The following is a 25147-nucleotide window of genomic DNA, read 5'->3' as shown; positions in this document are numbered from 1 at the left end:
GAACTCATGGGTAGAAACACATGAATGATATTCTTGGGTATTTACTTTCGTATGAAGCGCTAGCAGTGGTGTTAGCGCTCACTTACGTTATACTGGCAATTAAACAAAGCCTTTGGTGTTGGCCAGTAGCTGCATTTAGCGCTTCCATTTACGTGATTTTGTTCATGGAGAGTCGCTTGTACATGGAAGCCTTACTACAGGGTTGCTATGTACTCATGGCCGGGTATGGGTTATGGCAGTGGAAATTTGGTGAACGTGGTGAGGATTCACTGGTCATAAGTACCAAAGGCTGGAAGTGGCACATTGGTTTTATCGCAGGTATTGCTGTTGCGTCGGTGTTGGTTGCTTACTATATGCAAACCTACACGCGGGCCGACTCGGTTATGTTAGACACGTTTACTACCGTGGCTAGTTTAGCTGTGCAGTGGATGGTCGCGAAGAAGATACTTGAGAATTGGTTGTACTGGATAGTTATCGATGCGTTTTATGTTTACTTGTTTGCAACAGAAGGCTTTTGGCTCACAGCGCTATTGTACAGCGCGTTTTTGGTTATGGCCGGATATGGATATAAGCAATGGCAAGCACAATTAAAACCATCTGGAAGCGAAGCCTGAATATGGTGAGTCAAAACGGTTTTCCTCGCCAGTGTCTAGATAAGCTAGTCGCTGGTGGGCCATGGAAAATCGAACCGATTGGAAATCAATTGGCCAACCGTACTTGGGTGCTTAGTAATGGTGAGAAACGTTATTTGGCTAAGCAGTTTCGTTACGAGGAAGCATTTTCTCGTGACATGGAGCAAGTGCTGGCGCTAGAACACTATGTTGCTGAGCAGTCGTTAGGGCCTGAGGTTGTGCTTTCTGTTCGAGAAGACCGCGTGGTTATCTACGACTACTTGGAAACTTCAATGTTTGACGTGGTGCATGAAGAGGAACTTCAACTTCGCGTGCTTGGTCGAGCGCTTGCAGGTGTACAACGCCTAACGCCAAACCTACCTCGTTGGTCTTTGCGTGAGCGGCTTTATTTATATTGCGATGCACTAGAAGAGAGTTCACCGGCATTAGCGAAGCAATTAAAGCACGATTTACACGAGTCAGAAGATTTGCTTACACTTTGGGAAAATGGCCCGCATGTGTTTTGTCACCTCGACTTAAGCATGGATCATATCTTCTTGAATCCGCATTTGAGAATTATTGATTGGGAATACGCTGGGTATTCACACCCTGCCTTTGATGTCGCCATGGCCGTGGTGATGAACGACTTATTTGAAAATGAGATTGATGTGTTCTTAGATGAGTACAATCAATACTCGAAGTTCAACATGTCCCGAGAAGAGCTACCCGACTGGATAAGATTGGTCGCGTTGGTGAACCGTATCTGGTTCAAGGTTCAGCAAAGCCTGCAGAAAAAAAGCGCCAACTCTTCCAAGTAGGCGCTCTTTAATCACTTTCATTTGCGGTTGGGTTAGCCGCCTAATACAGACAATACCTGTTCGTTCCGTGCATTCGCTTGCCCTTGTACCGAAATGGCTGCGCTTTGCTGGATTTGGCCTTGAATGTTTTCAGCTGTACCCATTGCGTAATCTAAGTCTTGTATACGAGAACGAGCTTCTTGCATATTAATATCGGTGTTATTCAAGTTACGAGCCGCAGACTCGAATTGATTTTGAACCGCACCAAGGTCAGCACGCTGAGAAGAAATGTTTTCTTGCAGCGAATCGAGCTCGCCTAGCAAGTTGTCGCGAGACTCTGGATCAGTTAGGTCGATGTTATCAAGACCTGAAAGCTGTCCGCTTACGTCTTGCAAATCGATGGAAATGGTTTGGCCTGCACTGCTACCCACCAAGAACTCTTGGCTACTATCAGAAGTGAGCAAAGGTTTACCCGCAAACTCAGTTCTTTCTAGGGTTTGGTCGATATTGCCGCGAAGTTGATCGATTTCACTTTGCAATGCTTGACGGTCAGAGTCGTTGAGTGCTCCATTGCCAGCTTGCAACGTGAGTTCACGAATACGGTTAACGTCGTCGTTCACGTTTGCCAAACCGCCTTCCGCAACTTGCGCCATAGAAATGCCATCGTACGCATTGCCCATAGAACGCTGGTAAGCGTTACTTTCGGCAGTAAGACGCTCGATAATTTGAGAAGCTGCAGCATCGTCAGCGGCGTTTTCTACACGCTTACCTGAAGCTAGCTTACGTAAACGCTCGGTTTGTTGCTCTTGAATCTGTTGCAGCAAACTTTGCGTATTTTGTGTGCTTTCAATTTTCATAGACTCCCCCTACTTTGAGTCATGGTATGCCCAAACAACGAATCTAAGTTAGTAAACTTACAGCAAAAGCTTGCGAAATATTCGCTTGGCTTTGTGTCACAAAGGCCCCACTTTGTGAGATTTGTTGTTGAATCTCTTGCGCTTGAGTGCTTGCTTGTTCCAGGCTAGATACTTGTTCACGGGCTCTGTCTATTTCATCCGTGTCATTTTGCGCAGCCTGCGCACTCGCGAGAAAGTCTTCTCGACTTTCTACAAAGTCGCCTCGTTGTTGCTGAGCCGACTCTTGAAACTGTTCAAAGCCTTCTTCACTTTGCTCTAGTGATTCAGCGTCTGAAATATCAATTTCGTTAATGAACGACGCTTCATCTTGTAACGCAGAGAATGAATCTCTGATGTCTCTTTGCGTGCCGGTCTCGTTGTCCGAGCGCTCGATAAGTGAAGAAAACCGCTCGTTTAACTCATCTCGTTGCGTATTAAAACGCGACTCGATATCTGCTCGTTCTTCGTCGGTTAACGAAGTGTCGGAAGCTTGAGAAGCTAGGTCGCGTAGCTCCGAAACTCTAGACTCTAGATCTTCGCTAGCAAATGCTGCACTGCCAGATTCGATAGCATTAGAACGCGCTTCAGTGAATCTGCTTCTCTGTTCATCCACAAGTGAACCTAGTCTCTCATTGGCTAATTCGAGACCTGGATTTGTCAGAGACGTAGTTAATTCGTTATTGTTCGAGCCAGGTGATACCAAGCTGCGATTGTTGACGAATTGAACCAAGCCGCTAAACATATCGTAGTTAGACACTTGCATGAACGCCTCCTAGTTAAACGTGGCGTACTCTTTAGTATATAAAAAAATGCCGCTTTGGACAATTTTTGAGCGGGATTATTAATCTTCGAAAAAAGAGATACTTATAGTTGAGGAACCATGAACGACCAAAATAGAGCATGGACAACACGTGTTTATCGATACTTGGTAGACGAGGAAGACGCTAGAGTATGTCGTGATATTCCAGACGAGGCTTGTAACGCTCAGCCCAAGTCGTTTGTATTACATATACTCGCTTTAGTACTCACTAAATTGGGTGACTCACTCGTTTCCGCACGTCTTATTTTACCTTGGTTAATGACCGCTTCTGGGGCTCCAGGTTTTCTCATTGCATGGTTGGTACCGCTTCGGGAGTCTATGGCGTTGCTACCTCAGCTTCTCGTGGCTCAAAAGCTACGAGAACAACCTATTCGTAAATGGTTTTGGGTCATCGGTTCTTTAGGACAGTGTGTTGGTTTAATCGCTATGTTACTGGCGGTGCTTTATACAGAAGGAACGGTACTCGGTTGGAGCATTATCGGCGCATTGCTGTTTTTCAGCTTGTCGCGAGGCGTATGCTCGGTGGCCATCAAAGACGTGATGGGGAAAACCATTTCCAAATCTCGAAGAGGTCGATTAACTGGAAACGCCTCTAGCGCGGCGGGTGTGCTTACTCTATTGGTGGCGCTATTGATTATTGCGTTCCCAGAACTAACGGAGTCTAGCGCAGTGTTTTACAGCTTGCTTGGCGGCTCTGCTCTTTTATGGTTAGTTGCAGCAACTATTTATAGCTTTGTGCCGGAAACTCCGGGCGCTACCGAAGGTGGAGGAAATGCTGGCGCCGAAGCTATTAAGTCTTTGTCATTGCTTGTAACCGACAGCCATTTTCGCAAGTTTGTTATGACTCGAGCCTTGTTAGTCTCTTCTGCGTTTTCAATTCCATATATCGTGGTATTGGTGCAACAGCAAGACCAGTCGACGTTGTCTACGCTGGGTGGTTTAATGCTCGCAAGTGGGGCTGCAGGCATGGTCGCTGGTCGCTTCTGGGGGAGCTGGGCAGACAAAGCTAGTCATCATGTGATGGCTGCTGCTGCGTGGCTTGCGAGTGCTATTATGGTACTTACCGTTGTATTGGCATCGTTCAACGCTGCATTGCTTGGCAATATATTCGTAGCTTCAGCGCTAATTTTTAGTGCGGCAGTTGCGCACCAAGGGGCAAGAATAGGGCGTACCACTTATTTGGTAGACATGGCTACGCAGGAAAACAGAGCTCAATTTACCGCTGTAAGTAATACTTTAATTGGAGTGATTTTACTGTGCGGTGGTGTACTTGGGGCGCTTGATTATTGGCTGGGGACGCTTTCGGTTCTTGTTTTTTTAGCTTTGCTTGCGATTCTCGCAGGAGGGCAGGCTTTACGCCTACCCTCGGTATCCGAGTCTAACGATTAACCTTCTAAGCGGCCGTCGCGAATGTGTTTTTCTCCGCGCGCTTTGGCGAGTTGAATCTGACGTTCGCGCTCCGCATAACGGGCTTTTTGATCGGGGGTGGTTTTGTCGTAGCAATGTGGGCAGCTAACGCCTTTCTGGTATTGGTCCGAAGCCATTTCTTCTTCGGTAATAGGCATACGGCAAGCGTAGCATTGGTCGTAAGTGCCTTGTTCTAAGCCGTGCTTCACGGTTACGCGTTGGTCGAAAACGAAACACTCGCCTTTCCACATGCTCTCTTCAGCAGGCACTTCCTCGAGGTATTTTAAAATACCACCCTGTAAGTGATAAACCTCGTCAAAGCCTAAACCTTTTAAATACGCAGTCGACTTCTCACAGCGAATACCCCCAGTGCAGAACATCGCCACCTTCTTGTGTTCACCTTTATTTAAGTGCTCTTCCACGTATTTCGGGAATTCACGGAAGGTTACAGTTTTTGGGTCAACGGCGCCTTCAAATGTACCTACAGCAACTTCATAGTCGTTGCGAGTGTCGATAAGCAGTACATCTGGATCTGAAATTAAATTGTTCCATTCACTTGGCTTTACGTAGGTACCTACTAGGTTTTTAGGATCAACCCAGTCTACGCCAAGCGTAACGATTTCTTTTTTCAGCTTCACTTTTGTGCGGTAAAAAGCCTGAGTTTCGCTCGGAGATTCTTTGTGTTCTACGTTTTCAAGCCTTGGGTCTGAACGTAGCCAATTAAGCACCGCGTCAATACCTTCACGGGTACCGCAAATGGTGCCGTTTATGCCTTCGCGAGCGAGAAGAAGCGTACCTTTAACGTCATGTTTAGCCATAACTTGGTACAGGGGATCTTGAAGATCGGAATAGTTATCGAGCTCTACAAATTTGTAAAGCGCCGCGCAAATATAGTTCATCATATTTTCCTTCAGCTATCTGAATCGCAAATTCAGAGCAATTAAAATCGCGGCGCATTATACAGGATTTAGCCCAAGTATGAAGTGAGCATCCACGCTGTTTTTTCTTGTTCTTTGATGTAGTCACTCATCAAAGAAGCTGTACCTTCGTCATCAAGGCTACCCGCTTGCTCAAGAATGTCGCGCTGCAGAGCTATAAGTACTTTGTACCCTTCAAGCAGCTCTACCACACACTCTCTGCCATCTACTACGTCGGTCGCTTCTTTAATTTCGCTTCCCTTAAGGTAATGGCTGTAGCTGTGTTCTGGCTTTTGACCAAGGGTTAAAATACGCTCGGCAATTTCGTCTATTTTGAGCAGCAAGTCGTTGTAGGTTTCCTCGAATTTCGCATGTAGTTCGAAGAAGCGCTCGCCGCGCACGTTCCAATGAAAACCTCGAACATTCATATATAGCACTTGGTAGTTCGAAAGCAGTTCGTTTAGCTTCTCCGTAAGTTGCTTCGCACCTGACTGATCTAAACCAATAACATTAAGTTGTTTCATAATTCGCTCCTTCCAATTCAATAATTCAACAATAACAAATTCTTATTGCAACTTAACGCGACTGTATTGAATCCTTTTAATCGATTTTCCCAATTAAAACCTCATCTTCTGTATGGTTATTGAGGTAGCTGAATTGAGTTTATCTCAATCACTACTGGGTCATGATCAGAGGAACGGTATGGCGTTGGCGCATACAGCGTGTTCTGTTGGCGCGGCGACTTATAACGCAGCGAATACTGCAGTGCTATGGCTTCATCAGCGTTGATGTTCCAAAAGTCTATGCCTTTTACTGCATCCATCATAGAACCGTGGGTCAAAATATGGTCTAAACTGCCCATTTCTCCACGATAAATGTAGCTATAGCCTTCAGGTGCAAGACGATTAGCAATATTGATGTAATTGTATTGGCGAAGCTCCATCATGGGGTCTTCCATTGCATAAGCATTGAAGTCGCCAAGCAATATTGTGTTGCGTGTATCTATGCCAGTTGGGTTGTTACGTAACCAGCGAGCTAGAGCAACCGAAGTTTCTGTGCGTAAAGCGTTCCAACAACCCTGGCCATCACCGCGGTTAGCGTTGGCGTCGGTGCTGCTGTCTGGGCAACTACCCTTCGACTTAAAGTGGTTAGCAACAACCGTAAACATACGCTGATTGCTATTCACACGGAAAGTTTGAGCGAGTGGAGGGCGACTGCCCCAAGCGAACGGGCCTTCGGTATTTGCTGCTGCAGTTCCCGCTTCAGAAACTTTGTCTGATCGGTAAATTAATCCTACAGCAATAGCGTCACCACCAATGCGATTCATTTCTGGAATTACATAGGAATAGCGCGCACCTGCAGGAGCCGCATTTTGCAGGCCTCGAACCAAGTCGGCTATTGCGCTTTGGCTTGAAAATCCGTCATTCTCGATTTCCATAACGCCATATACGTCTGCATCAATGTCTAGCATGGCTTGAATAATTTTTTGTCTTTGGCGTTCGAACTCTTGTGCTGACTGCGCGCCTCGCGCTGTTGGGAAGCCACCGCCCATGCCGTCGCCGTTGAAGTAGTTCAACACATTAAAAGCCGCTACTCGAATATCACCTGTACCTGGTAAAGAAGGCTCCGCAGTGCGCGGATTAGTTGGCTCTACGATAGGCTCTTCAATTGGGTGGATATGATAATTGCTACCTATTTTAACGAGTACGCCTTCAATACCGGTAATCGTGTCACCAGCTCTCACGGTGTTATTCGCGCTGAGGCCAGCTGCCGGGTATGGAATAGGCTCTGGGTTTTCTTCCAGAGAGCCGTCATCTAAAACAATACGGCGCAGGAAGTTATAGGTAGAGTGGTCACGTGCAGGAAGTCCGGGCATCGTAATTTGAGTAGGAATCCATAGACGTTCTGTAGCAATATCAAGTGTGCCATGACGAGCCAGGTTGTAATTGCCAATCACGGTCATAGGTTGAGCTATGCGAATTCGTTGATGAAGCAAATTGTCTAACTGCGCAACGTAGTCAAATGGTAATTCCATAGGAACTACGCTGTAAGACTGGTTGCTCGCACAAACCGTAACGGCGGTAAGGTCAGAAATTTGTAGACCGCCAGCATACTCACCTTTAGTACCTTCGATACGTACTCGATCACCTGGACGCACATTGCGGCTCGCTTCACTACTTTGCACGAAAGTAGCGGGACGTGGCACAGTTAATGTTTGTCCCGGCTCTTGAATAAAAAAGCCACCTAGCTCGTCTTCATCCTGAAATGTAGCGCTTACAACGCCTTCCACTATGACAACGTCGTCAAGATAACGAGTAATGCGGTCGATAGGTACCGACTGCCCTCCGCAGCGCTGCGCGATAGGAATACTATTGGGGTCGACAGGTGTTGAACCGCATGCTGCAAGCAATAATGCAGTGGTGAAACTAACGATAAGGTAACTAAACTTTCTCATGACCAGACCTTTTCTATCTGATAATTAATAATTTATAGGGCAAGTATCGCATATCTGCGCGCCGTTCGCTGCTCCGAGATAACTAGGAAAATTCCCGCTCGGTGATCGGAGCGTGTGTAGCTTTGATACGTTCGTCGGGATAGCACCCGAGTACTTTGACAAAACGAGTGATGGTGCTGAGTTCTTTCAACGCGGCTTCCCACTGTGTAGATGCACTATTGACCAACACATCGACATAAAATAATTCTTCCCACGGATTCCCGGGCATTGGGCGTGACTCAAGTTTGGTCATGTTAATGTCGTGCGCTCTCAAAATAAGTAAAGCGTCTACCAACGAGCCGGGCTGATTATGTGTAGCCATAATTAAACTGGTTTTAGACGGTAATTGCGACGGCACACGCAGCGGATCGCGGCTTACAACGATGAATCGTGTATGGTTTTCTTTCTGATTCGCCATACTGTCTGCGAGCGCGAATAGGTCGTATAAGGCACCGCCGCTTTGTGGACCAATTGCCGCGAGAGTGGGGTCGTTGCTGTCAGCAACTAACTTCATTGCATGAGCAGAAGACGCACAAGCCTGCAGCTCTACACCATTTAGCCGCTGTAAGAAGGAAGAACATTGCGTCAGTGCCTGTGGATGAGCATAGATTTTTTTAATGTTCTCAATGCTAGCTTCAGATGTAGACAGCAAATGATGGTCGACTGGTAAATAAGCTTCACCAATAATATGCAGGTGTGTATGGCGCAGTAGGTCGTAAACATCGTTAATTGAACCTGAAGATGTGTTTTCTATAGGCAACACGCCTAATGTAGTTCTGCCGTCTTCTACCGCAGCCACCACGTCCTCAAAAGTTTCACAAGATAACCCTTGTAAACTGCAATTGCGTCGGGTGGCGTAACTTTGCGCGGTTAAGTGAGAGTAAGAGCCCGGCATACCAAGGTGTGCAATGGCAAGCTGCCCGCGTTCGTCACCTTGTTGAATCCAGGCGTGCTGCGTAAGTACCGAGTCTTCAATAATAATGTGGTACAAACGCGTGAGGTAGCCGGGGTCGAGGCCCATGTCGCGCCCCTGCTCCATAAGTTTCATGAGTAACTCTGCCTCGCGGCCCGTGTCGCGAACCAAGCCCTCATGTTTCGCTTTATTACGGGCAACGTCTAGTGCTAGCTGCCTGCGTTTCGCTAAACATTGCAGTAACTCAGAATCGAGAGACTCAATTTGTTCGCGTAGTGCTTTTAATTCCATTCTTGCTTCCTAGATTCTTCTTGTTTAGAAAATGCAGGCTTGTTCTGTTGAAAACTTATTGGGCTTACCTTCGAGGATAAACGAAGCCGTGTTTTTCTGCTACTTGCATGAGCGAATTATTAAGCGAAGGAAAATTTACTGTTTATAAATGGCCTCGAATTGGGGATAATGCGCACCAATTGTGTATAAAATCTAATTCTCGGAAGGATTGTTCGTGGGTAAAACAACGATCATCGCGATAGCTGGCCCTTCGGCTTCTGGAAAAAGCCTCTTTGCTTCAACTGTTTATCAAGAGTTGGTGGCAGAACTAGGGGGTGAACGTATTTCGGTATTGTCGGAAGACGCGTATTACCGAGACCAAAGCCACCTTGCGTTTGAACAGCGTGTACTTACCAACTATGACCATCCGAGTGCATTTGAGCATGAATTATTAGAGCAGCATTTACAGCAGCTTCGCACGGGTGAAACTGTGGATATGCCACAGTATAGTTACCGTGAGCATACGCGTATGGAAGAAACCATTCAGGTTACTCCAGCTCGCGTAGTGTTAGTTGAAGGTATTTTGCTACTTAGTGATCCCAAGCTACGTGAGCAATTCGATATTTCAGTGTTTATGGACACGCCGCTAGACATTTGTTTATTGCGTCGTATTAATAGAGATATTGAAGAACGTGGCCGCAGTTTGAATGCGATTACTGAACAATATGAAACGTATGTACGTCCCGCATTTTTTGAGTTTATTGCCCCTTCAAAGCACTATGCTGATTTGGTAGTAACGCGAGGCGGGCAAAACGAGATAGCGATAGATATTATTAAAACAAAAATTCGTCAGCTACTCGCAGAGTAATCTCGCTTGGCGTAGAAAAGTTTAGGGAATAATTATGATCGGCCTAATCGGCATTGTATTTTTGCTTGGCGTGGCATACGCCTTTTCATCTGCACGTAAAAGCATTCGCTGGAGAACAGTTGGGGGCGCGTTTGCCATTCAGTTGGGTTTAGCCGCATTTGTGTTATACATCCCGTTCGGACAAGACGTGCTCTATAGCATGTCAAACGGTGTATCTACGGTAATTGGCTACGCAGACGCGGGTTTTGCCTTCTTGTTCGGTGACATTGGTGCGTACTCACAAGGCTTTATTTTTGCTATCCACGTGCTGGGCGTTATCGTATTTTTCTCGGCGTTAATTTCTATTCTTTACCATGTTGGTGTGATGGCTTGGGTTATTCGCCTGATTGGTGGTGGACTACAAAAGCTATTAGGCACCAGCAAACCTGAGTCTTTGTCGGCGGCTGCGAATATCTTCGTAGGCCAAACTGAAGCTCCATTGGTTGTAAGGCCTTATATTCCCACGATGACTCGTTCTGAATTATTCGCAGTAATGGTGGGTGGACTTAGTTCTGTTTCAGGATCGGTGCTTGCAGGTTATGCCGGTATCGGTATTGAGCTTAAGTACCTTATAGCAGCTTGTTTCATGGCTGCACCTGGTGCGCTATTAATGGCTAAAATTATTATGCCAGAAACAGAAGAGCCGGTAAGCGAACTGCCTAATGCTCCAACCGAAGAGCGTCGGGCGAATGTTATCGACGCCGCAGCGTCTGGAGCTTCGAGCGGTATGCAACTTGCGATGAACGTCGGCGCAATGTTACTTGCGTTTGTGTCTTTAATCGCACTTGTGAACGGTATTCTCGGCGGCGTTGGTGGTTGGTTCGGGCTAGAATCGCTCACGTTACAGCAAATCTTTGGCTACATCTTCCAGCCATTGGCTTGGATTCTTGGCGTGCCGTGGGAAGAAGCTCAGCTAGCAGGTAGCTTTATTGGACAAAAGCTGGCCATCAATGAGTTTGTGGCGTATCTAGACTTTGCGAATTACAAAGAAGACTTAAGTGCGCGTTCGCAAGTAATTATCACCTTTATGCTTTGTGGTTTTGCAAATATTTCGTCAATTGCCATCTTATTAGGTGGTCTGGGCGGAATGGCTCCGAGTCGTCGTAAAGATATCGCTCAATTAGGCGTTCGCGCTTTGCTGGCAGCCACTTTGGCGAATTTCATGAGTGCCACGATTGCAGGCGTATTTTTTACACTCGCTAGCTAGGGAGCCCCAAATCTTGACGATTTGTTACAGTTTCTGCACTAGACGCCTGAAAAGATGTGAACCAAAATAGTGTATCTTCCGAATATAGGTAGTCCTTTTTATTCAGGGCTACCTTTCGAGCCTTTTTGGAGTAGTGAATGAAATCTTTTCTTTTAGCCATGGTAGTTGCAATCTCGAGTGTAGTAGCACCGGTTGCAATGGCTACAGAAACCCAGAACCCTTACCAATTGCTGCAAGGCATTGCCGAGGAAGTTGTGGATCGCATTACCAACGAACGTTCAGAAATCACAGAAAATCCGAATTATTTACGGAGCATTCTTGCTGAGGAGCTTCTGCCACATACTGACCATGAATTCGCGGCGCGTATGGTGCTGGGGCGAAATTGGCAGCGTTTAGAGCCTGCACAACAAGACCTATTTGTTACCGTATTTCGCGATTACCTTGTGACCACTTACTCAAAAGTATTCACACAATTCGACGAAACTAAGCACTCTTTAACTTTTGGTCGTGAAGAAGACTACGCAAATGAACGCCGTGTTGTTGTTCGCGCACAGCTTGTTGAAGAAGGCGGGCGTCCACCTGTGCGTTTAGACTTTCATTTACAGCGTCGTACGCCAGAGTCACCATGGCTCGCTTATGACCTGGTAGCGGAAGGCGTAAGTATGCTGAATGCTCAGCAGTCAGAAATTCAAGCGTCATTAAGGCAGCGTGGTTTCCAAGGCACAATTGAACTACTTCAAGAACGCGCTAATGCGGACATCGACTTAGACGAAGAAGTAGATTTGGAAGGTTTAGACGACTAACCAAGAGCGGTAGAATAAATAAAAGGTGGCTTAGGCCACCTTTTTTATTGCTCAGTGTTTACTGTGCTCCGTACCACATCGCAATTTCAATACCGAACATCCATTGCTGTTGACGGCGCTCTTCTGGGAGCTCTCTGGGCCAATGCATACCGCCCCAAAATTCCAAATAAAGCCAGTCACGGAAAAATTCTTGGCGGTGAATAAACCGGAACCCTGCGTCGCGTAAAGGAATTTGTTGGCTAGACTGACCTCGAGTAAAGAGTTCAGCTGCAATAGCCTTTTCTTCTGAATAGAGATGATAAAGCGCGGCTATAGTTGCCCAACGAACACCTTGAGTGCGTTCTGCATGGGTGCCGTCTAGCGTAATGCGTGCAAGCCAGGCTTCACGCATACTTGCTTCCCAGTCGAGTCTTTGGTTTACACCGAAGCCGTCACTGTCACGCCAAAACAGCGTCGAACGTAACCGTAACTGCGAGAAATCGGTCATGCGCCGTTGCCACAAATAACGAACCTGCGCGTAAGGGTCGAGATCTAAACCACCTCGAATACCTGCGCTGAAATAAAACCTATTGGTTTCGCCTTGGTTGGGGTTGAAGCCCAAACCAAGAATCCACTCTTCGTCTTCTCCCGAGTCAATTACAGAGTTACGGAATTGGTCCGGCTCGTCGGTAACTACATCGTCGAAATTACCGCGACCTACAATTGCGGAAAAGCGCTCCTCAGCTTGGGGAAGTTTGAACTCAGCACGAAAGCTCGACTTCACTTCCCAGCCATCGTATTGACTCCATTGAGGTTCAATCGTAAGGCGCCCTTGAGAGTTATAGCTGTCCTCAAAACGCCGACTGTTACCGAAGAAGCGGTCGAACCAACGGGCAGTGTTGTCTACGGTGTTCTCTACTCCGCCTTTGAAGTTATCTATCCAATGAGGCGGAGTTTCTTGTTGCTCGGTCTGAGCCTCACCTTCTTCCGACTCGTTGTTTTGTGATTGCGCGAAAGTACCGCCAGATGCGGTATAAAGTAACAAGCTTAAAAGTAGTGTTAGTCGGCGTAACATCAATGTTAAAAGTCTATACTTCGAGTTCATTATTTAAAGCTTGCCGCAAAGAATCGTTTATTGCTAGAGAAAAAGTCGATTTGCAGCGCCTTTCACACAATGCGATCATAGGTTTTTATTTTTGCTGTAGAGAACAATATGAGTGCAACAAAACATTTTGACTATTTAAGTATAGGCGCAGGTAGCGGCGGTATAGCGTCGGCAAACCGAGCTGCGATACGCGGTGCGAAGGCTGCTGTTATCGAAGCGAAGTCGGTCGGTGGAACGTGTGTGAACGTTGGATGTGTACCTAAGAAGGTGATGTGGTACGGCGCCCATATTGCAGAAGCAGTTAAATACTCGGAAGCATATGGTTTTGAACTCGACCAGCAAGGTTTCGACTGGGCGACACTTGTGGCTAACCGAGAAGCTTATATAGAGCGCATTCATGGCGCCTACCATCGTGGCTTCGAAGGCAATGGCGTGGAATTTATCGAAGGTTTCGCTCGCTTTGTTGGACCCAATGAAGTTGAAGTGAACGGTGAACGTATTACTGCAGACCATATCACTATAGCAGTGGGTGGCAGAGCCACTATTCCTGATGTACCAGGAGCAGAGCACGGTATCGACTCAGACGGTTTCTTTGCGCTAAAGCAGCAACCGAAGAAAGCGGTAGTTGTGGGCGCAGGGTATATAGCTGTAGAAATAGCGCAGGTTTTGGGGGCTTTAGGAACCGATACGCACCTACTTGTGCGTCATGACCGTCCATTGCGTAACTTTGACCACGACATTATTTCTCGCTTAATGCAGCGTATGGAACAAGATGGTCATCCGCACCTTCACAAGCACTCTGAGGTTGCTCGAGTAGAAAAACATGACGATGGAAGCCTTTCTGTTATGACTGTGTCAGGCCAAGTTATCGACCACGTCGACTGTTTGATTTGGGCAATTGGTCGCGAGCCAGTTACGGATAAAATTAACTTGTCTGCTGTCGGTGTTGAAGCCGACGAGCAAGGTTATATTCGCACTGATGAGTATCAGAACACTAATGTAAAGGGCATTTATGCCGTCGGTGACATTACTGGGGAAGCGCAACTTACTCCTGTGGCGATTAAAGCGGGCCGGTTACTTGCCGAGCGTCTGTTTAATCCGCAAATGTCAAACGCAAAAATGGATTACAGCCTGATTCCTACCGTGGTTTTCAGCCATCCTACGATTGGAACTATGGGACTCACTGAGGAAGAAGCTGTAGACATGCATGGTAAGGAAAACGTGAAAGTTTATACCTCTAATTTCGCGGCCATGTATAACGCAATAACACCGCACAGAGCATTAAGTACCTTTAAGCTTATTTGCCTAGGCGAAGAAGAGAAGGTTATTGGTATTCATGGCATTGGAGAAGGCATGGATGAAATACTCCAAGGCTTTGCTGTAGCTATGAAAATGGGTGCAACAAAAGCGGACTTTGATGCCACTGTTGCTATCCATCCAACCTCTGCTGAAGAGTTTGTTACCTTAAGATAATTTCGGAAACAGGAGGGTGATGAGCGTCTCATCGCCCTCAGAACTGCTCCGACCTGCCTGCAACCTGTCGACAATATTCACGCTGATATCGCTTGAGCCCTTTTAATTCCTGTCGATTCGTAATAGTCTGCTGTGTTCTTAAATGAGCAGTCATTACAAAAAATATAATCGCACATAATAAAAGAGCGCAGTTTTATGACAACAACAAGCGATAACAGAGGAACTTGGGGTTCTAAAATAGGGTTTATTCTAGCCGCGTCGGGTTCAGCCGTCGGTTTAGGAGCTATTTGGAAGTTTCCATATATAGCCGGCCAAAACGGTGGCGGTGTATTCCTACTAGTTTATCTTGCCTGTGTATTTACCGTGGGTATCGTAATGATGCTTTCGGAAATGATGATCGGGCGTACCACGAAAAAGTCTGCTACTTCTGCATATAAAGAGTTGGGCGGAAAGCACTGGCGTATGGCCGGGTGGATAGGCGTAGCCTGTGTATTCCTCATTCTTGGCTTTTATTCCGTTGTAGGTGGCTGGACCATTGCCTATATTGTGGAAGCCTTCCAAGGTGATATTTTAATTACCGACGGCGCAGAACTAGAAAAAGCTTTTGGCGACTTCATTGGAACGCCGTTTAGCAGTATTAGCTATACCTTTATTTTCCTATTTTTCACTGCGGCAATCGTAATTGCAGGTGTTCAGTCGGGTATTGAACGTATCTGTAAGGTGCTAATGCCAGCATTGTTTATTCTCATGCTGTTCTTAGCTATTCGCACCTTAACGCTGCCTGGAGCAATGGACGGCCTAGTTTACTTGGTGACTCCAGACTGGTCGAAGCTTTCGGTGAGAATGGTACTCGATGCCTTAGGTTTAGCCGTTTTCTCGTTGTCTGTAGGTGCAGGCTTAATGCTGGCGTACGGTTCGTACTTACCTAAAGAAACGCGAATCGTAAATTCAGGACTATGGATTGGCTTGCTTGCCATTATCGCTGCGGTTCTTGCTGGCACCATGATTTTGCCAGCGGTATTCGCTTTTGGTGTAGACCCAGCTGCAGGCCCCGGTCTGACGTTTATTACAATGCCAGCTCTTTTCGCACAGATGGCAGGAGGTCAGATTTTCGCGGTACTGTTCTTCTTCTTATTGCTATTTGCAGCCATTACGTCTTCTATTTCTATTTTGGAGCCGGCAGTTGCGTTCCTTATCGATGAATTTGGTATTCGTCGTAAAGTGGCAACCTTTGCAGTAGCTACCGCAAATTTCTTAGTGTTAGGAATTCCTGCTGCATTGTCGAACGGACAATATGTGGAGCACATGATGTTGTTTGGCAAATCGCCTTTCGATTTAATGGACTTCATAGCTTCGAATATACTTATGCCTCTCGGCGGCATGCTTGCAGCTGTATTTGTGGGTTGGAAAGCTTGGCCTAGAATTCGCAATATCCTAGATGACGAATGTCCACCATGGTGTGTTCACTTGTTTAGGTTTATCGCCGGCGTATTGTCGCCAGCGTTGATTGCAGCCGTAACTTATTTCCTTATTTTCGGCTAACAAAGAACAATTCCAAAAGGCACCGCAAGGTGCCTTTTTTATAACTCTCTGTTGTTGGTTATTGCGAACGGTTATTTGGAATTGTGGCTAATCGTACCTATGTTTAAGGTACCTCTACATACATCAATGAGAGATCTACGTTATGGCATTAAGAATTGGCGATACAGCTCCAAATTTTGAGATAGAAACAACACAAGGCAAGGTTAATTTTCACGACTGGGCTAAAGGCTCTTGGGTTTTCTTTTTTAGTCATCCAGCAGACTACACGCCGGTATGTACAACAGAAATGGGGCGTACTGCTAAGTTAGCGCCAGAGTTTGCAAAACGTAATGTGAAGCCTTTGGGATTGTCTACCGATACGGTTGAACAACATAAAGGTTGGATTAACGACATCAACGACACACAGGAAACTATTCTCGAATTTCCTATTGTTGCTGACAAAGAGCGTAAGGTTGCTGAACTTTACGACATGATTCACCCGAATGAAGATCAAAATGCGACTATTCGTTCGGTATTTATTGTCGACCCTTCTCATAAAATACGTCTTACGATGACTTACCCAATGACGGTAGGTCGTAATTTTGACGAAATTCTGCGGGTGATTGATGCATTGCAAACCACAGACGCTCAAGAGGTTGCTTGTCCGGCAGACTGGCGACCCGGTGATGACGTTATTATTCGCCCAACGGTAAGCAATGAAGATGCAAAAACTAAGTTTCCGCAAGGTTGGAAAGAGTTACGTCCCTATTTGAGATTCACACAGATAGAAAAATAAAGAGGAAAAAATGGACCGCCGAGCGGTCCATTTATCTATTTGCAAGTTATGCACGCGCATCAAGAGTCATGGAAAGTATTCTTGAGAGGTGCGCATAAGGAAGGCCTGACTCTTCGTGCCACTGGTTAAATACGGCTTGTATTTGCTTTAACCCTGTTTGCGAAGCTGGGTTAGCGTCAATCAGTCTATGGTTCTCTAGGGCAGTTATAACGTCTGGTGAAGTAATAAATCCGTCCCAACCTTGCATGCGCAAAAAGAACTGAGAAGTCGCTCCACCAAGCCGGGACCCGTTCTTTTTAAGCCACTTGAGTAAACCTGCTTGGTCGTGCGAAGGCCAATTTGCAAGAAAGGCACCAAAGCTGCCATGACTTTCTACGACTTCCATAATCATAAAAGCGTTCTGCGGCACTGTGGCAATTTTTTGTAGGTTGCGCACAATTCTTGTGTCTCGACCCAGTTCTTCAATGATCTCAGGAGGCACTTGTTGCCAATAACGTGGAATAAATCCTTTGAACGCTTCTTCAAAGCCAGGCCATTTTTGATCGATGATTCTCCAAACAAACCCAGCTCTGAAAATGCAGCGTGTCATGTCCGACAGTATACGGTCGTCTGATATTGCTGAAATTTGGTCAGGAGTCGCTAGCTTCGGTAAGCGTTGAGAAATAGCCTCTTCGCTTCCTTTCCGTTCGAGTGCGCGCTGGTAAAAGTCGCTAAATTTCATGAATATTCCCGTTGGTCATGTAGGTTTACCGTTCGTCATAAATTTTCCAATGCCTTGAAAATAAGGACTATGCTAGGCTCAACTCAAATAAAGGAGCAATATTATGACTAAGGTGCAAAAACTTTTAAAAACTATTGCAGTGGCTGCGGTAGTTTTATCACCACTTACTGTAAGTGCCAATGATCTTGACGGAATTTGGCGTGGCAAGATGGAAATACAGCAAGGCGTATACATGGCCATAGGGATTCAAGTAGACGGTGATAAAGTGTCTTTGCAGAGCCCGAACCAGGGTATGTTTGGACGCACACCAACGAATTATGAAGTTTCTGAAAACCAGGTGATATTCTCGGATACTGAATTGAGTATTCAATTTGAAGGAAACTTAGAGAACGGCGTTCTACAAGGTGAGTTTATTCAAGGGCGCACTTATGAATTTCCGTTAAATAAGCTGGATGCTGAAGATATCAGTCGTATGGAATCTTTTGAGGGGCGATACGCAGGTGATTTGGTGCTGAACGGTCGATCTACTTTACCCCTCGTGCTCAACATTGCGGTACTTGCAGACGGTTATTTAGCAACTTTAGACAGCCCAGAACAACAGAGTTATGGCATTCCAATTTCAGATTTGGAAGTTTCAGATTCGACGTTGTCTTTCAATTCCCCGATGATTCAAGCGAGTTATGAAGGTGAGTTTAATGGAGAGTTATATGAAGGCCGATTCTTGCAGGGGCAAGCGAGAGTTCTTAATTTAAAAAAGTTTCAACGCGGTGAGCCTCTAGCCGCAAGTACAAATCAATTAGAGGTAGGGACATACGGTGGCGCGGTTGCGGTAATCACTCCCGACGGCACCGAAACATCTTACTACGGTGAGCACAGTGCTGAATCTCTGTTTGAGATAGGTTCGGTCACGAAAACTATGGTGGCTTATTTATTGGCGCACGCCTTGGAAGATGAGCAGGTTGATGAGCAAACCAAGCTTACTCGATTTTGGCCAAATGCAGGTGTCGAGCCAACATTGGTGTCGCTTTCTACGCATCATAGCGGTATTCCAAGACTGCCGGAAAGCTTGCTACCCACAGCAGATCCGAACGACCCATATGCCCATTTTGGTGCTACTGAACTTGAAAATGCTTTGAATGCGTTAGAGCCAAGTGCGCCGGAATACGAGTACTCTAATTTTGCGGTGGGTGCGCTAGCTGAGGCGGTAGCGCAGGTTTACCAGAAGACTTTCTCTGTGCTTATACAAGATATGCTGTTTGCAGAGGCGGGCATGACTTCAAGCTATGTGGCTTTGCCTAGCATTAACGCTTCTGAATACTTGGTTACAGGGTACTCGCTTGCAGGAGATCCTGTTCCCAACTGGAACTTTGATGCGCTAGCTGGGGCGGGGGCTGTGGTGTCTTCGTTACCAGACATGGTGCGTTACGTAGAATTCGTCAGCCAAGGGTATAACGATAACAACCCGATTATTCGCAATATGCTTACACCTCGAGTGCAGTTGAGCGATAGTTTAGGGCAAGCTTTGGGCTGGATGATCACAACAGATGAAAACGGCAAGCAGTATGCTTGGCATAACGGACAAACAGCAGGCTTTAGTAGTTTTGTTGGCTTCTATTTAGACGGTTCGCGTGCTGTGGTCATTTTGAATAACCAGTCTATTTCTATAAATGAAGAAGCTATGGAGCTTTTGAAGCAGTGATAGATTCAAAATACTATCGGTTCTACCAAGCCGGCGGCTGGTTCGCGATGTACTCACTTATTGTGGGCTCTCTGTACCTGACCCCGGCTTTTAACGCTCTTGAATTCTTTTTTGCTTTTGTTTTGCTGGCAACTGCAGGACTTTATTCTCACGGAATGCGGTTTGGCTATAAGCAATGGGTGAACAGTGCTCCATTCTGGGTGCAGGGTTTATACTTTCTTGTTAATGCTATCGTTGGTTCTAGCCTTGCAGCGTTGGTTCTTTTTTCTGTAGTTTATATTTTCTCGTTGATGGGAATAGTCGATGCTTTAGTACCTGGGCAAATTCACTTCGTGTTCCAACATATATTTTGGGGCAATGCGATAAATATGTTTATTGCGCTTGTGTTATGGAGTGCGTTTTATCTTATTACCATTAAAGCTAGAGCGGTGAGAGACACAGGGGAAGCTTTGGCGAGCAGCCAATTAGAAGCTTTAGTTCAGCAATTAAACCCACATTTTCTCTTCAATATGATGAACAATATTCGCGCACTCATTTTAGAAGACCCAGAAAAAGCAAGACTGGCACTTGCGCAGTTAGCCGACATGCTGAGGTATAGCCTAAAACAGCATGAAAGCCGCGAGGTGACAGTCACCGAAGAATTGGAGATTGTTTCTGAGTATGTTGATTTGTGCCGTATTCAGTTTGAAGACCGATTGCAATTTGAAACTGAGATTTCAGAATCTCTATTAGCGGCGCGTGTGCCGAGAATGCTATTACAATTGTGCGTTGAGAATGCCATTAAGCATGGAATATCCAAACGTTCAGAAGGTGGGACAATTTCGATTGCTATGCGTGAGCTAGAGGGTCAATGGCTAGAAATTTTTGTTACGAATCCATGCCCAGCCAGTTCATCTTTGTCCCCTGCAGGAGCTTCAGAAAAAGATAAAACGACTCGTATTGGACTCAGGAATATACGTGAGCGCTTAAATCTGCTCTACAAACAGACTGAAGTGCGGCTGAGCTTTAAACCCGTGTCGGAAGGATATGCAATGGCTGAAACATATATTGTTATTCCTCTTCTTTTTTCCGAAGATAACATTTCTCCATAGGAACATTGCTCCATAGGAACACAGGAATTGTGAAATGCGTATAGCTATCGTCGATGACAGCCGGTTAGCGAGACTGGAACTGAAAACGCAAATTGATGCGTTACCAGATGAGTTCGACATTGTCGGCGAGGCTGACTCGGTTGCGTCAGCAGTCGATCTAATTAACCGAGTAGACATCGATGTCGTGCTGCTCGATATCGACCTTCCCGATGGGAACGGTTTTGACGTACTCGAGAAGGCGAGCAAAGTACCTCAAGTTATTTTTGTGACTGCCTTCAACGAATACGCCATAAAGTCGTTTGAAGTGAACGCCCTTGACTATTTACTTAAACCCACCCGAGCTGAACGTTTACAGCAAGCCTTAGCAAAAGTAGATGATGCCGTGGAAGAACGACGGCTAGAGCCTGAAAAGAGAATCTTTATCAAAGACCGAGATAAATGCTTTTTTGTGAGTGTGGGCGAAGTACAAGCCTTTGAAGCCATGGGAAACTACACGCGAGTTCATTTAGACAAAGACAAGCCTTCAGTATACCGGCCTATCAGTAGCATTGAGTCGCGTGTCGACCCCGAGGTGTTTTTTAAAGCCAGTCGCAGCTGGTTAGTGAATACTAACTTTATCGCGAATATAGAGCCGGCAATTAGTGGCGGTTTTGACCTTGAGCTTACAAATGGTTCTAAGTTAGCGATTTCAAAGCGGCAAGCCGCCGAATTTAAAAAGAAATGGTCGCTTTAGAAATGCAGCAAACGTGCCGATAGTAACTATAATGAAGTAATCCTATTCATCTGTTAGGTGCCTATCTATGTTACGTAATTACTCCATCAAACAACGTCTTATCGGCAGCGGTATTATACTCGTCGCAGGCTTGGTTATGATTCTCGGCTTGAAGATGTATCAAGCGAACCAGGTTGCAGAACTCTCCGATGCTCGACTTTTAGTTGAACAAATGAATACTGAAGTACTCATGCTTCGACGCCGCGAAAAAGACTTTATGCTGCGTGGTGACCCAAGTTACCTAGCTCGCTTTGAAGCGAATATGTCAACTCTGAGGGGGTATGCAAGAAACCTAACTGGAATTCTTGAGCAGCAAGGTATAGAAACGCGCTTACTGAATACCTTTGAGCGCAATTTAGATGAGTATGAAACTCAGTTTGGGAATTATGTAAGCACCTCCGAACAGATAGGGCTTGATCCGGAGTCGGGTTTATATGGGGAAATGCGGGCAGCGGCGAGCGAAATTGAAGATGCAGTTTCAACTTTAAATAACGCCAGCTTACAGGTGGAACTCCTATTGCTAAGACGTCATGAGAAAGACTTTATGCTTCGTGGCGACTTGGAATATGTAGAGCGTTTTAGGAACCAAGCCCGTAACTTTTCTGTTCCTGCTTCAGCCCGGTCTTCTTTTAACAATTATGTTGCAGCATTCAACGCGTATGTTGAAGGCCAACAGACACTTGGGTTAGACGAAACGCAAGGGGTTAAAGGCGTTATGCGAGGCGCCGTGCATGAAACGGAAACCAACCTTGAAAGTCTCGACGAACAGCTTGTGGAGAATTTACAGGCGCGCCAAACTCAGCTTGAAGTCATTGTATTTGCGGTATTCCTGCTGATTATGGCTATCGTAGTAGGTGGAAATGTCTTGCTCGGGCTTAGCATTATTCGTCCAGTAGAACGTATTCGAGGGACAATTTCGAATATCGCGGAAAACTCAAACCTGACTATACGTTTAGACCAAGACGGCAAAGACGAGTTAACGGGCATGAGTAAAGACTTCAACTCTATGATTGAGCGGTTCCAAGGTCTAATTACCGGGCTGCACTCGACGTCGTCTGCATTGGCCGCAGCAGCGCAAGAGCTTGAGCATGTAAGTGAAAATGTAACGAAAGTGGCGGGCGATCAAGAGCAACAGACAAATATGATTGCGACCGCGATTACACAGATGTCTTCAGCTATTCAGGAAGTGGCTCGCCATGCCCAAGAAGCTGCTGGTTCTGCACAAGAAGCAGATGAGCAAGCTACATCAGGTAGTGAAACCGTGAACAAGAGTGTGAAGGCGATCGAAGACTTAACACTTTCTGTTCAAGGAACTGCTGAACGCTTGCAAATACTGAATGATCGAGCAGCTGAAATTACGGAAGTGGTTCAGGTTATTGAAAATATCGCTGAACAAACCAACTTGCTGGCATTGAACGCCGCAATTGAAGCTGCTCGCGCGGGTGAACAAGGGCGTGGGTTTGCTGTGGTCGCGGACGAAGTACGTAATCTTGCTGCGAATACCAAGCAGTCGACTTCTACGATTCATGACACGACGCAACGCTTACTTCGCGGCGCAACAGAGGCTATGGAAGCAATGGAAGTGTCGCAAACACAGGCTGGAGAGAGTGTGGAGTTGTCTAAGCATTCTGGAGAAGCATTTTCTAGAGTAAGCACTTCAGTGTCTAATGTTGCCGACTTAAACATTCAAATTTCTACTGCCACAGAGGAACAAGCTTCAGTTGCAGAAGACGTTTCGAAGAATGTGAACCACATCGCCGATAGTGTTCGTGACGTGGTTACGGGTGCTTCACAGTGTTCGAGCTCGAGTGAGGAGCTTGCTCGACTTGCGGCTGACTTACAGCAACAAGTCGAGGCATTTAAAGTCGCTTAAATATTAATAAGTACAAAGCCGATACCAATACGGTTTTGTTTATGGTTGTAGTCAATTAAAGACTCACCATACCCACTAAACAATTGAAGATGGACGCGCACACCCTCTGGCTTCCCAGGTATTAAAGGGTGTGTGATGTCCAACTGCCAGTTTCCTCGGTCGAAAGAAAACTCTGGCGAGTGACGGGTAACAGCGACACTGGTTTGATCAAACATTGCAGTAAGGCGTGTTTCAACGTTTCCTCTGTAATCTGTCAGATCAGGGTTGTCGTCGTCTTCTAGTGTTTCATTGACTCGGGTTTTATAGGTCGTTTCAAAAACGAAGTTAGACATTTGAACAACGCCACCCACATACCAATAATTCCAACTTCTAGACGAGGGCTTGCTTTGTCCATTCGACTCATGGGCTAAACCAAATTTAACCATTCTTAACCGCCAGTTGCCTGGAATAATGTCGTAGCTCGCTGCAACTGGCGCTACATAAAATACGTCTGGGTTGTGGTCTGTGCTTCTAAACGGAGAAGACTGGTCTGAATTCCAAGCTTGCCATAACGAAGTTTGACTATAAGACATCCATAAATCGCCATTCGGTAACAGAAAATCTTCCAAAATCTTGGTTCGGAAAGACAGTTGAATTTTCATTTCATGGTCTTGGTACTCGGGCAAGCCTGTTACTTGCCCTCGTGTTGGGCTTTCAGGAACTTGGTTTATATTGTCGGAATGATGATAGGGAAGAACATAGTTCGGATTATAAGTCCGCAATGTAAACGTCCCCCGCTTTTGTACTTCGCCGAGTTCCCAGAATTGTTCTAAGTATTGTGCTGTGGGTGAAGTCCATGTTGTATCCTCGCTCTGTTCTGCCTCGCTTTGAGCAAGTACAGGTGGAGAAAACAAGGATACAAAACCAGCGATTACTCCATACCAAGATAGATTTTTCATGTAATCTGCTCCAAAAAAAATTACAGTGGTTTAAACCTTTTTCTACCTCGTAACGACTAACCTAATAACAACGAAGCAAATGAGCTTAACCTGAGACCAAGGCGAGCATATCACAACGTGAATGAAGAGCGACTAATACGCAAAGCCGCTAAAGGCGATAAGCGTGCATTCAAACATTTATACCATGCTCACGTAGATATGGTATTTCGAGTATGCAAACGGTTGCTGATATGCCAAGACGAGGCGCAAGAAACAACTCAGGAAGTATTTGTGAAGGTATGGAAACAGCTACCTAAGTTTCAGGGTGAATCGACTTTTAAAACCTGGGTATATCGCATTGCGGTAAACACATCGGTGGATATGTTACGCAAGAACAAATTAAAAACGGTGGATATTGATGAACAACAAGGTTTGCCGATTACGGAAACAGACCTTGGTCTCGTCGATGAGTTGTGTTCGTTGATAGAAAAGTTACCTGAGCGCTCGAGAATAGTGTTCGTGCTTTATGCAATAGAAGGCCATACACATAAAGAAGTAGCTGATTTACTTGGCATCACCGAAGGTGGAAGTAAGTCTCACTTCTCACGAGCAAGAGAGCAATTACAGCATTGGTGGGGTAATTATGAAGTTGCATGATTTTGAGCACGCCATCGAACAATTAAAAAGCAAACAAGAACAGGTGCCGGATCTTTGGGATGGTATTGAGTCCAAACTTGAAGATAGAGGCACGCACAAGAGGTCTAACTTCGCTGCTATAGCGGCAAGTATCGTCACTATCGCGTTCGTTGGAGTAATTGCAACAGTACATGAATACCGTGATAACGATGTGCAAATGGCTGAGCAAAGTCCTGAATTCCTAGAACAAGCAGTTACACAGCGAGCGCACGAAATTACCGTGGCAAGGCTGCAGCGAGACATCGAGCTACTCCAGAAGCAATTGCCGAGTGATGCCTCTTCAATGTATGGAGATATCTCATTACAAAATCAGGAATTTGAACGTGCTGCGCGTGACGTAGCGCTGGCGCTTCAAAATTCGCCGGGGAACAAAGCGTTAGAAGAACTATTAATTTATACCTATAGGCAGCAACTGGCTTGGACTCAAACCATGTTGCGTAGCCAAACAAGTCTTGTTTAAGG

Annotated in this window: 24 protein-coding genes; 15 read left to right on the top strand and 9 right to left on the bottom strand. The window is 45.9% G+C overall.

Annotated features, from left to right (window positions below; translation table 11 throughout):
- Positions 1-20: 20 nt before the first annotated feature.
- Positions 21-614, top strand: a complete 594-nt coding sequence (gene pnuC, locus DQX04_RS09910; RefSeq protein ID WP_111915772.1) for a nicotinamide riboside transporter PnuC — start codon at positions 21-23, stop codon at positions 612-614.
- Positions 575-1429 carry an aminoglycoside phosphotransferase family protein gene (locus tag DQX04_RS09905; RefSeq protein WP_111915771.1) on the top strand — a complete coding sequence of 285 codons (855 nt, stop codon included), beginning with the start codon at positions 575-577 and terminating at the stop codon, positions 1427-1429. Before pnuC ends, DQX04_RS09905 begins: the two co-directional genes overlap by 40 nt.
- Positions 1430-1461: 32 nt before the next feature.
- Here the strand turns inward: DQX04_RS09905 and DQX04_RS09900 are convergent, their stop codons facing one another.
- Both DQX04_RS09900 and DQX04_RS09895 read right to left on the bottom strand, forming a co-directional pair.
- Complete coding sequence (locus DQX04_RS09900) at positions 1462-2265, bottom strand: flagellin (protein ID WP_111915770.1); 804 nt, start codon at positions 2263-2265, stop codon at positions 1462-1464.
- 43 nt (positions 2266-2308) lie between these two features.
- A complete protein-coding gene (locus DQX04_RS09895; protein WP_111915769.1) occupies positions 2309-3067 on the bottom strand; it encodes a hypothetical protein in 759 nt (252 codons plus the stop codon).
- 117 nt (positions 3068-3184) lie between these two features.
- Here DQX04_RS09895 and DQX04_RS09890 point away from each other — a divergent pair, with 117 nt between their 5' ends.
- Complete coding sequence (locus tag DQX04_RS09890; RefSeq protein ID WP_111915768.1) at positions 3185-4513, top strand: MFS transporter; 1329 nt, start codon at positions 3185-3187, stop codon at positions 4511-4513.
- Here DQX04_RS09890 and DQX04_RS09885 read toward each other — a convergent pair.
- The 4 genes from DQX04_RS09885 to DQX04_RS09870 all read right to left on the bottom strand — a co-directional run bounded on the left by DQX04_RS09885 (position 4510) and on the right by DQX04_RS09870 (position 9146).
- Positions 4510-5430, bottom strand: coding sequence for a rhodanese-related sulfurtransferase (locus DQX04_RS09885; protein WP_111915767.1), 921 nt, complete (start codon positions 5428-5430; stop codon positions 4510-4512). The genes DQX04_RS09890 and DQX04_RS09885 overlap by 4 nt on opposite strands.
- 68 nt (positions 5431-5498) lie before the next feature.
- Positions 5499-5972, bottom strand: a complete 474-nt coding sequence (locus DQX04_RS09880; protein ID WP_111915766.1) for a Dps family protein — start codon at positions 5970-5972, stop codon at positions 5499-5501.
- Between the two features lie 116 nt (positions 5973-6088).
- The gene (locus DQX04_RS09875) at positions 6089-7903 is read right to left on the bottom strand and encodes an ExeM/NucH family extracellular endonuclease (protein ID WP_111915765.1); all 1815 of its coding nucleotides are present in this window, start codon (positions 7901-7903) and stop codon (positions 6089-6091) included.
- A gap of 82 nt (positions 7904-7985) precedes the next feature.
- Entirely contained in the window at positions 7986-9146 is a 1161-nt protein-coding gene (locus DQX04_RS09870; RefSeq protein WP_111915764.1) for a chorismate mutase, read from the bottom strand.
- A 214-nt stretch (positions 9147-9360) separates the two neighbouring features.
- On the opposite strand from DQX04_RS09870, the gene udk reads away from it, so the two are divergent.
- The 3 genes from udk to DQX04_RS09855 all read left to right on the top strand — a co-directional run bounded on the left by udk (position 9361) and on the right by DQX04_RS09855 (position 12042).
- Positions 9361-9993, top strand: coding sequence for a uridine kinase (udk, locus tag DQX04_RS09865; protein ID WP_111915763.1), 633 nt, complete (start codon positions 9361-9363; stop codon positions 9991-9993).
- Between the two features lie 34 nt (positions 9994-10027).
- Positions 10028-11239 (top strand): NupC/NupG family nucleoside CNT transporter, encoded by a 1212-nt coding sequence (locus DQX04_RS09860; protein WP_111915762.1) that lies wholly within the window; start codon positions 10028-10030, stop codon positions 11237-11239.
- Positions 11240-11376: 137 nt separating this feature from the next.
- On the top strand, positions 11377-12042 hold the full coding sequence (locus DQX04_RS09855) for a phospholipid-binding protein MlaC (RefSeq protein ID WP_111915761.1): 666 nt from the start codon (positions 11377-11379) through the stop codon (positions 12040-12042).
- Between the two features lie 58 nt (positions 12043-12100).
- Here DQX04_RS09855 and DQX04_RS09850 read toward each other — a convergent pair whose 3' ends face one another.
- Complete coding sequence (locus tag DQX04_RS09850) at positions 12101-13126, bottom strand: hypothetical protein (RefSeq protein WP_111915760.1); 1026 nt, start codon at positions 13124-13126, stop codon at positions 12101-12103.
- A 108-nt stretch (positions 13127-13234) separates the two neighbouring features.
- On the opposite strand from DQX04_RS09850, the gene gorA reads away from it, so the two are divergent.
- The 3 genes from gorA (at position 13235) to DQX04_RS09835 (ending at position 16916) form a co-directional block, all read left to right on the top strand.
- Entirely contained in the window at positions 13235-14599 is a 1365-nt protein-coding gene (gorA, locus tag DQX04_RS09845; protein ID WP_111915759.1) for a glutathione-disulfide reductase, read from the top strand.
- A 195-nt stretch (positions 14600-14794) separates the two neighbouring features.
- Positions 14795-16141, top strand: coding sequence for a sodium-dependent transporter (locus DQX04_RS09840; RefSeq protein ID WP_111915758.1), 1347 nt, complete (start codon positions 14795-14797; stop codon positions 16139-16141).
- 142 nt (positions 16142-16283) lie between these two features.
- A complete protein-coding gene (locus tag DQX04_RS09835) occupies positions 16284-16916 on the top strand; it encodes a peroxiredoxin (RefSeq protein WP_111915757.1) in 633 nt (210 codons plus the stop codon).
- 46 nt (positions 16917-16962) lie between these two features.
- Here DQX04_RS09835 and DQX04_RS09830 read toward each other — a convergent pair whose 3' ends face one another.
- On the bottom strand, positions 16963-17637 hold the full coding sequence (locus tag DQX04_RS09830) for a DNA-3-methyladenine glycosylase I (protein ID WP_111915756.1): 675 nt from the start codon (positions 17635-17637) through the stop codon (positions 16963-16965).
- Between the two features lie 103 nt (positions 17638-17740).
- Between DQX04_RS09830 and DQX04_RS09825 the strand changes: the two genes are divergently transcribed.
- The 4 genes from DQX04_RS09825 to DQX04_RS09810 all read left to right on the top strand — a co-directional run bounded on the left by DQX04_RS09825 (position 17741) and on the right by DQX04_RS09810 (position 23072).
- Entirely contained in the window at positions 17741-19336 is a 1596-nt protein-coding gene (locus DQX04_RS09825) for a serine hydrolase (protein ID WP_111915755.1), read from the top strand.
- Positions 19333-20427, top strand: coding sequence for a sensor histidine kinase (locus tag DQX04_RS09820; protein WP_111915754.1), 1095 nt, complete (start codon positions 19333-19335; stop codon positions 20425-20427). The genes DQX04_RS09825 and DQX04_RS09820 overlap by 4 nt, the downstream gene beginning before the upstream one ends.
- A 34-nt stretch (positions 20428-20461) precedes the next feature.
- Positions 20462-21160: a LytTR family DNA-binding domain-containing protein gene (locus DQX04_RS09815; RefSeq protein ID WP_111915753.1), complete on the top strand. Its 699-nt coding sequence runs from the start codon at positions 20462-20464 to the stop codon at positions 21158-21160.
- 67 nt (positions 21161-21227) lie between these two features.
- Entirely contained in the window at positions 21228-23072 is a 1845-nt protein-coding gene (locus DQX04_RS09810) for a methyl-accepting chemotaxis protein (protein ID WP_111915752.1), read from the top strand.
- Here the strand turns inward: DQX04_RS09810 and DQX04_RS09805 are convergent.
- Positions 23069-24010, bottom strand: coding sequence for a phospholipase A (locus DQX04_RS09805; RefSeq protein ID WP_111915751.1), 942 nt, complete (start codon positions 24008-24010; stop codon positions 23069-23071). The two genes, DQX04_RS09810 and DQX04_RS09805, sit on opposite strands and share 4 nt — an antisense overlap.
- A gap of 117 nt (positions 24011-24127) precedes the next feature.
- Between DQX04_RS09805 and DQX04_RS09800 the strand changes: the two genes are divergently transcribed.
- Entirely contained in the window at positions 24128-24646 is a 519-nt protein-coding gene (locus tag DQX04_RS09800; protein ID WP_111915750.1) for an RNA polymerase sigma factor, read from the top strand.
- Positions 24633-25145 (top strand): hypothetical protein, encoded by a 513-nt coding sequence (locus tag DQX04_RS09795; RefSeq protein WP_111915749.1) that lies wholly within the window; start codon positions 24633-24635, stop codon positions 25143-25145. Before DQX04_RS09800 ends, DQX04_RS09795 begins: the two co-directional genes overlap by 14 nt.
- Positions 25146-25147 lie beyond the last annotated feature (2 nt).

It is taken from the genome of Aliidiomarina sp. B3213 (genome assembly GCF_003290085.1).
Classification (GTDB): domain Bacteria; phylum Pseudomonadota; class Gammaproteobacteria; order Enterobacterales; family Alteromonadaceae; genus Aliidiomarina.
Note: the sequence above shows the minus strand (reverse complement) of the source record. Positions and strands in the feature narration are given on the sequence as shown.